General features: G+C 51.3%; 11 protein-coding genes and 1 pseudogene. 2 read left to right on the top strand and 10 right to left on the bottom strand.

Annotation, left to right across the window (positions count from 1 at the left end; translation table 11 throughout):
- Positions 1-32: 32 nt before the first annotated feature.
- Positions 33-662: a transcriptional repressor LexA gene (gene lexA / locus H6F88_RS04940; protein ID WP_190641639.1), complete on the top strand. Its 630-nt coding sequence runs from the start codon at positions 33-35 to the stop codon at positions 660-662.
- Here the strand turns inward: lexA and H6F88_RS04935 are convergent.
- The 7 genes from H6F88_RS04935 to H6F88_RS04905 form a co-directional block, all read right to left on the bottom strand.
- A complete protein-coding gene (locus H6F88_RS04935) occupies positions 659-1558 on the bottom strand; it encodes an EamA family transporter (RefSeq protein ID WP_190641638.1) in 900 nt (299 codons plus the stop codon). The two genes, lexA and H6F88_RS04935, sit on opposite strands and share 4 nt — an antisense overlap.
- Positions 1559-1638: 80 nt before the next feature.
- Entirely contained in the window at positions 1639-2172 is a 534-nt protein-coding gene (locus H6F88_RS04930) for a tetratricopeptide repeat protein (RefSeq protein WP_190641637.1), read from the bottom strand.
- A 103-nt stretch (positions 2173-2275) separates the two neighbouring features.
- Positions 2276-3028, bottom strand: coding sequence for a transporter substrate-binding domain-containing protein (locus H6F88_RS04925; protein WP_199333465.1), 753 nt, complete (start codon positions 3026-3028; stop codon positions 2276-2278).
- A 124-nt stretch (positions 3029-3152) separates the two neighbouring features.
- Positions 3153-3521 carry a 50S ribosomal protein L20 gene (rplT, locus tag H6F88_RS04920; protein ID WP_190641636.1) on the bottom strand — a complete coding sequence of 123 codons (369 nt, stop codon included), beginning with the start codon at positions 3519-3521 and terminating at the stop codon, positions 3153-3155.
- 111 nt (positions 3522-3632) lie between these two features.
- Positions 3633-3830 (bottom strand): 50S ribosomal protein L35, encoded by a 198-nt coding sequence (gene rpmI, locus H6F88_RS04915; RefSeq protein WP_190641635.1) that lies wholly within the window; start codon positions 3828-3830, stop codon positions 3633-3635.
- Positions 3831-3911: 81 nt separating this feature from the next.
- The gene (locus H6F88_RS04910) at positions 3912-4634 is read right to left on the bottom strand and encodes a rhomboid family intramembrane serine protease (protein WP_190641634.1); all 723 of its coding nucleotides are present in this window, start codon (positions 4632-4634) and stop codon (positions 3912-3914) included.
- A gap of 104 nt (positions 4635-4738) precedes the next feature.
- The gene (locus H6F88_RS04905; protein WP_190641633.1) at positions 4739-6094 is read right to left on the bottom strand and encodes a lipid-A-disaccharide synthase; all 1356 of its coding nucleotides are present in this window, start codon (positions 6092-6094) and stop codon (positions 4739-4741) included.
- A 139-nt stretch (positions 6095-6233) separates the two neighbouring features.
- On the opposite strand from H6F88_RS04905, the gene H6F88_RS04900 reads away from it, so the two are divergent.
- The gene (locus H6F88_RS04900; protein ID WP_190641632.1) at positions 6234-7862 is read left to right on the top strand and encodes an ATP-dependent DNA helicase RecQ; all 1629 of its coding nucleotides are present in this window, start codon (positions 6234-6236) and stop codon (positions 7860-7862) included.
- 13 nt (positions 7863-7875) lie between these two features.
- Here H6F88_RS04900 and menD read toward each other — a convergent pair whose 3' ends face one another.
- The 3 genes and pseudogenes from menD to H6F88_RS33140 all read right to left on the bottom strand — a co-directional run.
- Positions 7876-9600: a 2-succinyl-5-enolpyruvyl-6-hydroxy-3-cyclohexene-1-carboxylic-acid synthase gene (menD, locus tag H6F88_RS04895; RefSeq protein WP_190641857.1), complete on the bottom strand. Its 1725-nt coding sequence runs from the start codon at positions 9598-9600 to the stop codon at positions 7876-7878.
- 32 nt (positions 9601-9632) lie between these two features.
- Positions 9633-13976: a DUF2157 domain-containing protein gene (locus H6F88_RS04890; RefSeq protein ID WP_190641631.1), complete on the bottom strand. Its 4344-nt coding sequence runs from the start codon at positions 13974-13976 to the stop codon at positions 9633-9635.
- Positions 13977-14249: 273 nt separating this feature from the next.
- A pseudogene (locus tag H6F88_RS33140) lies at positions 14250-14346 on the bottom strand (IS982 family transposase); the annotation flags it as partial.

Raw genomic sequence — 14346 nt, 5'->3', positions numbered from 1 at the left:
GTAGTGCAAATGTTCTAGTCTTGCACACCCCTATGGAACCTCTCACCGAAGTTCAGCAGCGACTTCTAGATTGGCTTGAAGAATATATTTTTCAGCACAACTATTCTCCCTCAACTCGACAGTTGCGAGAGGCGATCGGCTGGAAATCTGTGTCTGCGGTACGCTATCACTTGAAAAAGCTGCGAGAAAAAGGATGGTTAGACTGGAGCGGGAGCCATTCTCGTGCCTATCAACTGCTTTCTCCCAAAGTGGGGATGGTGCCAATTTGGGGAACGATTTCAGCCCACAGTTTGACCGAGGTTTTTCCCGATCAGGAAGTTGAACGAATCAACCTTTTCTGTTTTCCGCAATTTAGAAGAATGTCGGTCTACGAAGTCTCTCAATGTTTTGCTTTAAGAGTGCGGGGAGACAGCATGATTGGCGCATTGATTGACAACGGTGATGTCGTCATTATGAAGCCGCTTTCTGACCAAAAAGCAATTAAGAATGGCACAATCGTTGCAGCCAGAGTTGAAGGAAAAACAACTTTAAAGTGCTTTTTTCGCAAGTTAAATACTGTGACACTGAAACCCGCTAACCCGATGTATCCACCCACCGATGTGAATGTTTCTCTTGTGGATATTCAGGGCATTTATGTTGGGCTGGTACGGGATTTGATCTAACTGTCAGGACTTTTTTGCGGAGAAGCCCGTAGAACAATGACAGAGGAAATGACCAGCAAGCCGCCAAGAATTTGCTTGACTGACATTGCTTCATTAAGAAAAGCAATGCCTAACAGAACTGTAACAATGGGTTCTAAGGTGGAAAGGATTGCAGCCTGAGAGGTTCCGAGTCGCCGAATTCCTTCAAATATACTAATGATGGGAATGACGGTCGCAATCAGGACAATGCCTGTGAGGGTCAGCCCTGATGGCACACTGTAGGGAAAATCCAGCCCGCTTCCTAACAAGGCAATACTGATAAACGAAATGCCTGCCCCTGTTGATAGGTAAGCAGTCATGGTGACAGGTGGAACGGAACGAATGACGCGAGCACTAAAAGTCAGGTAAAGGGCATACCACGCTCCAGATGCGATCGCTAATCCCAACCCCACTGGTGTAGCGCTTGCCCCACTCAAATCAATGGTCAGCAAGCAACCAACAAACGCCAGCATCAGGGCAACGAGCTGGGGAGAACTGGGGCGATCGCCCTCTATCCTCCAGCCCAGCAGGGTGACAAAGGCCGGATAGGTGTAAAGCAGCAGCGACGTAATGCCTGCCCCCGCATAGTTCAGCGCTGCAAAAAACAAGCCTGACTGGATCGCAAACCCAATTGCCCCCAAAAGCGTAGAGGCGATCGCTTGCTGCACGGGCAATCGCCAATTGCCCCGCCATAGCATCCACATCCACAGCACAACCGCCGCTCCGGCAAATCGCCAAAACAGAGTGCTAGGTAAATCAAGCCCATCTGCGTAGGCAAACTTTCCCAAGATTGGCAGCGTCGCAAACCCACTGGCTGAAAGCATCACCAGTGCAGCCCCAACGGTACTAGAGCGTTGTGCAGATTGATTTTGAATCATGGTTAATTGGGGTCATTGGTCAGGCGCTAGCCGCGAGCTGGGATGGGGAGCGAATGACCAACGATTATGCCAGACCAGACTTAAGCAGGTGAGGCAATCCGCTTTTTGAGGGCTTCAGCGCGTCGTTTGGCGATCGAATTTTTAGGCTCTCTCTCCAAGGCTGCCTCATAAGCTTCAACTGCCTGGGCAATCAACTGCTTTTTCTCATAAGCAAAGCCCATGTTGTTCAGGGCGGTCACGTACCCTGGGTCTTGCTCTAGCGCATCTTTGTATTGCCGAATTGCCAGGTCATACTGCTCTTGAGCCGCGTAGGTAAACCCCAGCGCATTAAGCACCAGCGCTGCATTCTCTCCCGGTTCCAAGTCTTTTGCTTTGAGGGCTTTCTGGAACTGGGCGATCGCCTGCGAATACAGCTTTTTATCGAGAAAAATGCTGCCTAACTCGTAATATTCCTGGGCAGTGCCCTTCTCTTTGTTAAGTTTGTTTTGCAATCGTGAGAGCGTGGTTTCAACCCGCCGAGTTTTAAGCACCTGGCGAAACAGCGCTATGCCTGCACCAAACAGCAAAACCACCAGGATGCTGAGATAGACAACTGGAAGAATGCTATCGTCCATAACCTTCCATCAACTGAAAAATCTTTTGTCTTTACTTTCTCAGGGTACAGCAGAAGGATGAGGGATGAGGGGTGAAAAAGAAAACCCATTTATACGTTGTCTTCTACGGCAGTCCCCAGTAAGTAGCGCGTTCCTCTAGCCAGCCTTCTTCGTGTAGGCGGGCGATCGCTTCATTTACTCGGCGGCGCAAATCGTCGTACTGTACGCCTCTGGGCATGACGACAGATAATGCTTCTGCTGATAGCAGCGTCGGCAGCAAATGATAATCAGGATTTTCCTGTACCCAACCGCTGAGAACGCTAGCATCGGCGGCGAAAGCGATCGCTTCTCCCGATTCCAGTTGAGACTGAGCTGCTTCGTAAGATTCAACACCCGTCAGGCGCACCGAAGGAAGGCGCGATCGCACCACAGAAATGGTGCTGGAGCCATTGAGGACGGCGATTGTTTGCCCCCGCAAGTCTGCAAACTGCTGCACAGCCGGATCTGGCGTAATGAGAGCAGTGCCATCCAAATAGTAGGGAAGGCTGAAGTCGATAATGCGGGAACGAGAAGCGGTAACAGTGACTCTGGCGATCGCCATGTCTACTTCACCTTGCAGCACCGCAGCCAACCGGTCCTGATTTGCCACAGGTTGCAGCACCACCGCATCTGAACTGCCTAAAAGCTCTTGTGCTAATCGACGAGCCAGATCAACTTCCAGCCCTGCCAGCTCGCCTGCCTCGTTTCTAAACCCTAGCGGCGGCACATTGTCTTTCACCGCTACGATCAGGTAGCCTCGTTCCTGAATTTCTTCTAGCTCTGCTGCCTCAGCAAGCTGAGAAGCCCAAAAATTCCCTGCAATCAGCCCAATGCTCAAGCCAAGACCAAGACTGAGATGAAGAATCGGATTTCGCACAGTAGAAATCTACCTGGCTTGAGAATGAAATAGGTCTGAAATTGATAGGGGCTTAGCATTGCCAAGCCCCTACAGTGTCTTGTTCTTAAGCAGACTTGCGTTGAGTTTGAGCCGCAGCTACCTCAACAACTTTGCCAAAACCTGCTGGATCGAGGATTGCCATTTGTGCCAGCATCTTGCGGTTAATCTGGACATCCGCTTTCTTCAGATTACCGATGAGTTGGCTATAGCTCATACCGTGCAGTCGAGCAGCTGCGTTGATGCGAGTAATCCACAGCCGACGAAAATCACGCTTACGCTTGCGGCGATCGCGATAGGCATTTCGCAATGCCTTCATTACTTGCTGGTTAGCAGTCCGAAATAGCTTGGAATGGGAGCCGCGAAACCCTTTAGCGAGTTTCAGAATTTTATTGCGGCGTTTACGAGCCACATTCCCGCGCTTAACCCTTGTCATTGTTAGAAATCCTTATCGATATCGATGTACGCGAAATACTTGGGGGCGGTTGTGGGAAGTGAGCTTAAGGATTCAGAGCATTTCTAGCCCTTAGCCCCTAGCTCCTAACCCCTAGAGATAGGGGAGCATCAGTTCAACGTTTTCAGCATCACGCTCGTCAACCAGCGAGATTTTAGAAAGACGGCTTCTGCGCTTTGCGTTCTTGTGCTCAAGCATGTGATTCTTGAATGCTTTCCGACGCATCAGCTTACCGCTGCCGCTGCGCCGAAAACGCTTTGCAGCAGCTTTGCGAGTTTTGAGTTTAGGCATGACTTAGCTTAATGCGACACAGTCTACAATCTTAATACTGATCCGCGTTACACTGCAAGCATTGCTTTTCAAGCATCGACTTTAACGATAGCGACGGGCTGGAGCTTTGCCTGCATCGCTAAACAAGCCAAATAATGGCCCTAACACTGCACCTACGACAAATCCTCCGGCATGAGCCCAGTAGGCAATGCCGCCGCTTTCCATGCCGATGTTGGTGGGGGCATTGAGGCTAACTAAACCATAAAGCGCCTGCTGCCCAAACCAGATTCCCAGGAAAAAGAGGGCCGGAATGCGAATTGGGTACAGCAAAAAGCCGAGGGGAATCAGCGTTAGCACTTTAGCTTGAGGGAATCTAAGAATGTAAGCTCCCATTACACCTGCGATCGCCCCACTGGCTCCAAGAGAGGGAATGTTAGACCCTTGAGCAAAATACCACTGTGCTAGAGAAGCCAGAATACCGCACAGTAGATAAAAGATAAGGTATTTGACTCGTCCCAACCGCTCTTCAACGTTGTTGCCAAAGATCCACAGATAAAGCATGTTGCCCCCCAAGTGGAGGAAACCGCCATGCAGAAATTGGGATGTAATCAGTGTGAGCCACTCAGGTCCAGTAGCAGAAGTGGCTTGTCCTTGAAAGCTTGCGGTCAGTTCTGCGGGGACGACTGCCCATCCTCGAAAAAATGCTTCTAGCGCAGGTGGCGATAGGCTAGCTTCATAGAAAAAAACCAGGATATTGAGCAGAATCAGCCCGTAGGTTACGTATGGAGTGATTTGTGTTGGATTATCGTCACGTAGAGGAACCACAGGCTTGTCCTGATAGTTTTGTTTAGAATCGTAACTTACCCTGCCTGTTCCAAATCTGTCTTCTGACTTACGGAAGGTTTGATGATCTCCCTTGATTCAGTTCCTCAATCTTGATTCAGTTCCTCAATCACTAAGGCTGCTAGTTTGCTTGCTGCACCCGATGTGCCTCGACTTTGACGCAGGCGATCGCGCATTTGCTCTAACTTCTTAGGATGGGTGAGCAGATCAAGCGCAAGGTCAGCAATTTGCTGGGGCTGAAGTTGTCCGACCAGTTCAGGCACAATGGCTTCCCCTGCCCAAATGTTGGGCCATGCCAACAGTCGAGATTTCCGCAAAAATAGCCAGTTGATCAGTTTGGCGAAAGCGGACCCGACTCCCGGCAGATTAGCCAGCAATCCGGGTAAGCCATCCCAGGCTCGCATTGCATCGAGTTGCTGGGTGGGTAACAACACAATCATGGGCACTGCCAATGAACCCAGTTCTGCTGTGTTGGCTCCTACGGTGGTCAGGCAAAGGCGACATTGGGTCAACAAATCATAAGCAGGCGAATCGGTGTATAGCTCGATCCGTAGTCCATCCGAAGTCTTGAGGAAAGGTTGACCCTGGCTGGTAATTAGTTCAGCCGATACGTTACCCAACTGGTGAATGACCGGGTTTTGCTGAGGGTCAGCAAATCGAGCCAGGGTTTGCAGTTCCAGAGTGGGCGCAACCGGAATGACAAACCGGGTTTGGGGACGGGCAGCGTGCAAGTGACGAGCGATCGCCAATGCTAGCGGTACACCTTGAGCCAGCTTTGCTGCCTTTGACCCAGGTAACATTCCAATTAGCTCTGTCTCTGGGGAGTGTTTTAAAAGTTGATTGTTAGTGGACGAAGCGTCCGAAGAATCAACCTTTAAAGCACTTAGGGGGTTGGGGGCTTGGGATAAGATACTCTCTGGCAAAGGTAAATTCCTGACGGTTGCCGTATCTGCCATCAAATCCCCTACAACGGTAAATTTGTCAGCATATTGAGGGGATGCCCGGTCAATTAGCTCCGGTTTCATTACCCCAAAGCGATCGATCCAGCGGTGCCAGCGGGTATCCCATTCTCCATAAATGACGGTGCGGTAGCCTAAGCGTTTGCCAATCACCACCGGGAAGAACTGATCGCCACCCAGAAATACGACCACACCGTGATCGCGCCAGTCCCAGTTTTCGGTAGTTTTGCCCCAGAGCAAAAACGGGAAAAAGTGTTCGGCGGCTTGAATGCGATCGATTTCACGGTAGCGTTGGGCGATCGCCACTTCTCGACCGCTGGCATTAGGACAGGGGGATAAGACTAGTGAGATTCTTACCTCGTCACGTTTACCCAACTGTTGCCGTAACGCCTTCACCACAGGTCGCACCCAGGTTGTTAACTCGCCTGGCCCATTTGAAAGAATCAAAATATCGGCAGTTTCCCTGTTTTTAGCTTCCGTCACGTCTATCCTGAACTCTCTATTGGTGTCTTCAGAATCTCATCTTAAAGCCATATCTCTAGACAGACGGATTGCTACAGCGACACTCGTTACTTTCGTCTATAGCAATTTCTCAAAGGCAATCCGTACAGGAAAGGGAACGATGGCAAGCAAAAAGGATGTTCAGCGAGTGCGGCGGGTTGCCAAGGAGCGGTTTGGCTATGAGACGTTGCGGGGTGGGCAAGAGACGGCAATTCAGGCTTTGCTCAACGGTCACGATACGCTGGCGGTGATGCCAACGGGGTCAGGGAAGTCTGCAATTTATCAGATTGCAGCACTGTTGACTCCGGGTGCAACGGTGGTGATTTCGCCTTTGATTGCGTTGCAACAAGATCAAGTAGATGCAATAGAAGCACAGGATGTGGGCGGTGCGATTCAGGTAAACTCTACGATGAAAGCGAGCGATCGCACTGAAGCCTTTGAAGACCTGGAAAAAGGCGATTTGGAGTTTATGTTTTTGGCTCCAGAACAGTTCAACAATCCAGAAACTTTGGAGAAGCTACAGGCAGTTAAACCTTCTCTATTTGTGGTCGATGAAGCTCACTGTATTAGTGAGTGGGGACATGACTTTCGCCCTGACTATCTGCGGTTAGGCACTCTTGTTGAAGCGTTAGATCATCCACTGGTGTTAGCACTTACTGCAACGGCTGCACCACCCGTGCGAGCAGAGATTGTTGAGCGTTTGGAGATGCGCGATCCGCACATTGTGGTGCAAGGATTCGACCGCCCCAATATTTGGCTAGGAGCATTGCGGTTTGAAGACAAAAGTGAGAAACAGCAGGCACTCATTAAAGCAGTCGTGAAAGCTGAGAAGCCCGGTATCGTCTACGCTGCAACTCGCAAACAGGCAGAAGAAGTTGCGGAGTTACTTCAGGCGCAAAACATTAATGCCATCTTTTACCACGCTGGCATGAAAGCAAAAGATCGGGAAGCAGCACAAATTGCCTTTATGGGAGATGAGGCAGAAGTCATTGTTGCGACGACTGCTTTTGGTATGGGTGTGGATAAGCCAAACGTGCGTTTTGTGTTTCACCACAGTATCAGCGATTCAGTCGATGCTTACTATCAGGAGATTGGTCGGGCAGGGCGGGATGGTGAGTCTGCAAAAGCAATCTTGTTTTATCACCCGGATGATTTGAATCTGCGCCGCTTCTTTGCCAGCAGTGGACAAATTGACCTGGAGCAAGTAGAACAAGTTGCGACTGTGGTTCAAGCGCAGAAGGAACCCATTGATTTGAAGACGCTAAAAACTCAAACTAATCTCTCTAAATCCAAGGTGCAGACGGCCTTGGGACATTTAGAAGCCGTGGATGCGATCGCCATTCTCCCTTCTGGGGAAGTTACTGCAACCGAACCTCTCAATTTAGACCAGGTTGCAGCAGAAGCGATTGAGGTGCAAGAGCGTCATCAACAGTATGAGCGATCGCGGCTAGAAATGATGCGTGGTTACGCCGAAGTACAAGACTGTCGGCGCAAATATATGCTCAACTACTTCGGGGAAGAGTTTGATGCGCCTTGTGGGAAGTGCGATCGCTGCGAAGCCGGAATCACCATTGAAGATGCAAAACAACCCTTTCCACTTAACAGTCGTGTGAAACACCAGTCACTTGGTGAGGGAATGGTGATGCGCTACGAGGGAGACAAAATGGTTATCCTTTTTGACGATGCGGGATACAAAACATTAGGGGTAGATCTGGTGTTAGAGCAAGGATTACTCCGAAGTGTTGAATGATCTCCAAGATGATCTACAGTTCTGCTGCAAACTGCCCCAGATGTTCTTTTCTCCAAGCTGAGTCGATTTTGCGATCGGTTTGCACTTCTAAAACTCGGATACCCGTTTCGGGAAGAAAGCTTAACCGCTGCTGCAACTGTTCCCAGCACTGAATTAGTTCATGTTCAACACCATAGGTGGCACAAAGTTGGCTGAAGTGGATGGACTGGGGAACCGCAAAGAATTCTTCAAAGGGTGGGTCAAATTGGGCGATCGCCAACATCTCAAAAATGCCGCCACCGTCGTTATTGATTAGCACGATGGTGAGATGTCCAATAAACTTACGAGAGATCAAAAAGCCGTTGGTGTCATGCAGCAGCGCCAGATCTCCAGTGAGTAACACGCTGCTCTGGTGACGATGAGCCACTCCTAGAGCAGTGGAAAGCGTTCCGTCAATGCCATTTGCACCTCGGTTAAACCAGGGCTGAATGTGGCGGTTTCCGGGTTGCCAAAACCATTCCACATCTCGCACGGGCATACTGTTGGCGATGAATAAAGGAGTGCCTTCAGGTAAACAGCGCGACAGCAACCAGGCAACTTTTCCTTCAAATAAGGATTCCGTCTGGCTTAAGGTTTTATCCAGAGTTTGTCTGACCTGAGTTTCGGCTGTAAGCCAATGGTCAAGGTAGGAGTTGGGCGGAGTGGATTCCTGGTGTAGTCCTGCGGCAAATTGTTCAACGGAACAGCGTAGATGGGTGGTTCTGCCGTGAGTCGGATCGAGGTTGCGATCGCTCTCATCCACGACCCACTGGGTGGGTTGGGTTTTTGCTAACCACTGACGCAATTCTTTACTGGTGGGCATTTCTCCAATGCGAATCACCAGTTCTGGAGTGAGTTTTTCGGCAAACTGCGAATTCCTCAAGATCAGGTCGTAGGTGGAAATTAGGTAGGGGTTGAGGTCGGCGTAGTTTCGCACCGGCGATAGCCCTTCTGCCAGAACGGGAAAGCCCAGGGTCTTAGCGAGGTGGGCGATCGCTTCACAGTAACGTCGGGGCGAGTGAGGTTGTGCAATTCCAGCGATCAAGATGCCTTTTGAAGACTGAGGTTTGGGGATTGAGGTTTGGGGATTAGGGTTGAGGAGTAAGGGAGTAAGGGCCGCAAAGAAGTTTTTTGGGAACTGAGCTTGAAGCGATTGGGGGGCGGCTTGAGGAAGGGGAGCGAGGGGATCGCGGAAGGGTTGGTTGAGGTGGACGGGTCCGGGGATAGGGTAAAGGGTTTTTTCCCAGGCGTACAGGGTCGTTTGGCGGAGGTAGGCGAGGATGTCTAGCTCCAGCGAGGGGAGAGTGATTTCGCTGTACCAGTTTGGGAAAGTGCCGTAGAGTTTTTGTTGGTCAATGGTTTGACCGGCGTTGCACTCGCGCAGTTCGGGAGGGCGATCGGCAGTGAGAATGAGCAGTGGGACGCGGCTTTCTCTGGCTTCAATCACGGCAGGGTAGAAGTTTGCGCCTGCGGTGCCGGAGGTGCAGACCAGGACGACGGGTAAACCGGATTTGCGAGCAATTCCTAAAGCAAAGAAAGCAGCGGAACGTTCGTCTAGAATGGCGATCGCCTCAATATCCTGATGTGCTGCAAAGGCTAGTGTTAAGGGGGTGGAGCGTGATCCCGGACAGATGATTGCTGTTTTGAGTCCTAGTCGGCTGAGCGTTTCCACGAAAACCGATGCCCAAACGGAGTTGGTGTTGCTGAAATTGATTGACATGAAGGGGGGTGGTAGCGGTTTATGACTTGCAGCTACTGCCATCCCTGCAAGTCGGTAAACCAGTTTCTCAAGAAGGAACCAAGCTGACTGCGACGAGTTTCAAAGTTGGCAGCTAGCCAAATAAAGGCGATTCCGACCATTAAGCCAACGATCCACTTTAGCAGCGGGTAGTCAAAGATCAGAATGACCAGTTGGTAAAAGGCATTGACCAGGAAGATAATCGTTCCGACGTAAAGGAATGCTCGGACGCGCAGGGAAAGTCCTGCGAAAAGTGTCACTAAGCTGATGATACTGGGCAAGATTCCCGTTTGGTGATGAAACAGCAGGGCAAATAGGCAAATGATGCCCGATCCCAGCGTTTGCAAGAGGTGGCGCAGGCGATGCGCGTTTGGGTGCTTTAGGTCTGGGTCAACTTGAGCGACATAAAGAGTAAATAGCCCAACCAGGCTGGGATAGAGCAAGTCAAAGGTGCGCTGAGTGTCAGTTAGCCAGAGGGCGATCGCCCATTCCACTAACAGCAAGCTGAGATACGTCAGGCGAATCTGGTGCTGGGTTTGGGCAAATAAAAGATAACCCGCTGCAGCAATGACTAAACTAAGCGGCTGAATGCTGGCATTGCTCAAGATCAAAGCCGCCAGGGGTAAAACGTATGCCGATCGCTGCCAGGGTTGCGATCGCCAACCCCATTCCTGCCAGGGCAACAGGTGCAGGATGCAGGCGAAAAGAGTGGCGATCGCCCCACGCCAGGGCAAGATTTGAGCTAGCAGATCGTCGGGCAATAGCGTGAGTCCGTACACCGCAATTCCCACTGCTTCTAAGATGCCTGCGTAAACCCAACCGTCAGCGTCTCTAGGATTGTCCTGAATGCGTCCTTGAGCAAGGGCATAGCGCACAAGGAATATTCCCGTTCCCACTGCTAGCAGATCGTAGGTTGAGACTGGGTGTTGAGTTGCGGCAACCAGGAAAATGCTGCCTAACGCCCAATGCAGGTGAGCAACTGTTTCTAGCTCGTCTGCATTCAGCCGGAGGAAGGGAATCAGCCACGGAGTCAGAATGCGGTAGACGTAGACGAAACTGGTTGCGAGGGCAGCGATCGCCACGAGTTGATCCCCGGCTCTGAGTCCAGCAACCTGGTAGAGCAGAATCTCGCAGCCCGAAGCAAACAGACCTGCTAACGCTAGATAGATCAGCGGCTTAAAGGATTCCTTGCGGCGACCTACGCCAATGGCAATCAGCGATAGACCCAGCGTGCTTAAGCCTGTCCAGTCTTCAACAATTCCCCAACGCAGAGTTGCACCTAATGCTCCGTAGACAAGCGGCATGACGTGCCAACTGCTGAGAATTTGACGGTTATCAGAGCGGCGATTCCACCAGTCACCAACCAGTTGGGAGGCTAACCCTAACGCCAGATTGGCGATCGCCAGTGCCGCTATAGAGCGACCCGTTAATCCCAAAGTTTCAATCGTTAGAACTTCTAAACCCCAGCCAAAGCCGTAAATTGCCCAATTAGTGGGATTTTGCCAGCTTCGGTAGGCGATCGCCCCCAGTATCACCGCAACGGAGCTAATCGCCAAGACAGAGGCAGGCAAGAGATCCCAATAAACACCGAGCGAGTCAAAGGTGAGGCAGAGTAATTCAATTAGGTAGAGGGCGATCGCCCATCCATCCGTTGCTCTGGCGTAAAGCTGGGACAATGGGGTTAGACGGCGCAACAGGACACTGCGCCAGACCCAAAGCACGGTCAGCAGAATCGCTACCACTAGCAGCCAGTCTCGTGCCGAAAGCTGCGGAAATCCGGGCAATCCTTCTGCTAGGAGCGTCACGACAAACCCCAAGCCAAAGCCAACGGCGATCGCAGCAGCAGTTAAATGCCGCAAAGTGCGCGTGTGCAGCACCATTAGCCCGGTTGCCAGTCCCAATCCAATCAGTCGAAGCGTAGGCAACGGCAGGGTTAGCACCTGAACCAACATTACTGTCCAAACGCCAGCCCAACTTGCCGTTTGACGATGGGGCGGACGGGTGAGACTGGCAATCCAAGTGAGAGACAGTGGCACTACTAGCCAGAGCATTCCCCACCCTTTTGGACTGACCCCGTGTTGCCCAAAGCTTGTCTCTGCACCCGACAGCAAAAGATTGTTTAACCAGAAGAGTCCAAAGCTCAAAGCTGCCAAGATGAAACCGAATGTCCAAAAACTTTGTCGCCAGAGTGCAGGCGGGTAGGCAGAATGAAGTCGATTGGGGCGGTTTTGCGTCCAGAAGGCGATCGCCCAATTCCTATTTCCTTCCCCACTCCGCCGATTTGTGGTGTGAATTCCCAAGCTCAGCACCAGTTCACTGACTGACAGCACTAGCAAAATGCCTGCCCAGAAGCCTAGATTCAGCGTCGGTAGAATCCAGTCAACAGCCGACAGAACGGTAGCTAGTCCTCCCAAGTGGATTAGATAAGACAAGGAGCGGTGCGAGGCGAGAAAGGATGGAGGCGTGGATCGGGAGGAGGTAGAGGGTAACGGTCCAGAAGTTGCGCTACCGATGCGGATGAGTTCGCTGACTTTAGCGCTTTCTGGCAAAGAGAGGAGAGCACTGCCTCTGCTCCAGCGCTGGTGATTGGCGATCGCTAACGTCGAGGTAGAAAGCGCAAAGGTTATCGTTCTGAGGATGGGGCTAAACAAGCTCAGCAACAGCAGCACTACCCCAGACCCAATGGCAATTTGATCGGCGCAGGCTGTCAAATTTCGCTGCTGTCGGCGGTCTAGCCAATCTGCTGTTACGACCGTTAAGACTAAGTAAGGAAACAGTCCCAGGCAGAGCAGCACATCAGGGTTAGATTGAGTTCCGGTAAGCTGTGTTGCTAGTGTTACAGCTTGCTGCTGCACAACCAAGGGCAGCAACCGCCAAGCCAGCCAGTGCATCTGTAACCCAATTAGGAACAGGAACACCAGATCGCGGCGGTGTCGAAAACGGTAGAGGCGATCGCCAAAGAACCATAGCCCCAGTCCGCTGACTCCAAGTGCCTGCCAGGGAACTGATCCAACTGAGATTAGCCAGCCTAGCCCCAACAAAATTCCTCCAATACTTTCCCAGGTTGCGGGTTGAAAGGGAGGAGGAGAGGGAATCGGGGAGAGGGGCGATCGCCCCGATTGAGCAATTTCCTGCCGAGCTAGCCATGCTAGCAAGAAGCCGCAGATGCCGACCGCTAAACCCAGACGCTCAACTTCTACCTCAGCAATGAAGATCGCTCGAATCAGCAAAATTGCCAGGGCATAAACAATCAGCGCTCGATTCAGGCTGAATGGACGGAACGGACGCTCTAGTGAAGTTTCTTGGCGACGTTGAAGCAAAGTAATCGCCGCTGTTGCGATCACGCCCGCATAGACAGCAATCAGGGCAAATCCAGGTAACCCCCAGCCCCAGTGCAAGTAACTTAGCCCCAGATGGTTTGCCAATGTCAGTTGAGTCTGCTGGGGGTCCTGACGATTTGCCCGGAAATGGTAGATTGTGAGCGCGGTGAGGGTGAGAGTGGCGATCGCTGCAATTCCTGCTCCCAGCAAGCTTCTCCACAACCCAAAGCTATCCATCGCTAAAAAGTTCACGGGCAGCAACAGCAGACTCACCACCCGTAGCGCCTGAGCCGTTAGCCGTAAGTTTTGCTGCTTTCCTGCCCAAATGCTCGCACCCCAAAAGCCCAGCGTGTAAAACAACAAAATGCCGTACTGTCCCGCTGCCGGGAATCGCTGCCACTGACTAGCTGCCAACACGCCAGAGGAAACCACCACCAAAAACATCCCTAGCAGCAATAGCCACAGGACGCTGAGTTCCGCCATCAGCGAATGCAGCATTTGTGCGACTAGACCAGGCGCAGCAGGTTCAGGTGGCTTTGGGGTAGGGGCGGGTTTTCGCGATTTCACAGGTTGAGGAGGGGCAAGCGGCGCAAAATCATCTGCCTCCGCCTTCTGTAAATCTGCCTTCTGTAAATCCGCCTTCTGTAAATCGCAGGCAAGATTTGCCTGACCCAACGCCTTAACCTGGGTTTCAGAGAGTAGCCCTAGCTCTAGCAAAACCTCTAACCCCTTAAGCAGATTGGAGTGAGCCAAGCATGAAAGCTTTACCTCAACCTGACCTGACAGCAACCCTAAGCGATGCCATGCGTCTAATCCTTCCAGCAGCTTTTGAGGCGAAATCTGAGTGCTAAAGTCAAGCTGAATGGCTGGCTGAGATAGCTCTGACCGAGTTGGAACTTTCCCTAAAAGGAGCGTCAGCTCGATATCATCAGCAGAAATCAAGTCAAGGCTCAACCAGGTTTCCAGACCTTGCAATAATTCTGCTTGGGCTTGAGTTACTAGTTTTAGCTCAATCAATCGGTCTGGTTGAAACGACATACTCCGACGCTCACCCAAAAGAATATGTATAGCGGAATTGTGGCTATAAACGATCGATTCAATTGCTTGCGGTTTGCAGCGTTTAAATCAATTCCTACGTAAAGCACGTTGTGAAGCGTGAATGGTAGCGTAGCTTCGCCACACTGCTAATCACGCAGCAATTAATACCTGCATCATGCTGGGGAATAGATGTAGCTCACGTCAGTTCAATTCCAAATTGTCAACTGTCACCCGCTTTTCTCACTGTGTCACTCTATTTAACGTCAATTCGGCTTAAGCAAACGCAGGCAGAGCAGTGTCAATGAGCAGGGAGGGCTTCTTGGGTTGGTGGCAGTAGGCGATCAAGCCACAGACTAAGTTTACCAGGCAG

Source organism: Oculatella sp. FACHB-28 (assembly GCF_014696015.1).
GTDB lineage: Bacteria > Cyanobacteriota > Cyanobacteriia > Elainellales > Elainellaceae > JAAUTN01.
The sequence above is the reverse complement of the archived record's forward strand: the minus strand, read 5'-3'. Positions and strand labels throughout refer to the sequence as shown.

Excerpts from the sequence above, each read along its gene's own strand:
- rpmI (WP_190641635.1), bottom strand. The coding sequence starts at position 3,830 with ATGCCTAAACTCAAAACTCGCAAAGCTGCTGCAAAGCGTTTTCGGCGC.
- menD (WP_190641857.1), bottom strand. The coding sequence starts at position 9,600 with ATGTCAATCAATTTCAGCAACACCAACTCCGTTTGGGCATCGGTTTTC.
- H6F88_RS04900 (WP_190641632.1), top strand. The coding sequence starts at position 6,234 with ATGGCAAGCAAAAAGGATGTTCAGCGAGTGCGGCGGGTTGCCAAGGAG.
- H6F88_RS04935 (WP_190641638.1), bottom strand. The coding sequence starts at position 1,558 with ATGATTCAAAATCAATCTGCACAACGCTCTAGTACCGTTGGGGCTGCA.
- H6F88_RS04930 (WP_190641637.1), bottom strand. The coding sequence starts at position 2,172 with ATGGACGATAGCATTCTTCCAGTTGTCTATCTCAGCATCCTGGTGGTT.
- rplT (WP_190641636.1), bottom strand. The coding sequence starts at position 3,521 with ATGACAAGGGTTAAGCGCGGGAATGTGGCTCGTAAACGCCGCAATAAA.
- lexA (WP_190641639.1), top strand. The coding sequence starts at position 33 with ATGGAACCTCTCACCGAAGTTCAGCAGCGACTTCTAGATTGGCTTGAA.
- H6F88_RS04890 (WP_190641631.1), bottom strand. The coding sequence starts at position 13,976 with ATGTCGTTTCAACCAGACCGATTGATTGAGCTAAAACTAGTAACTCAA.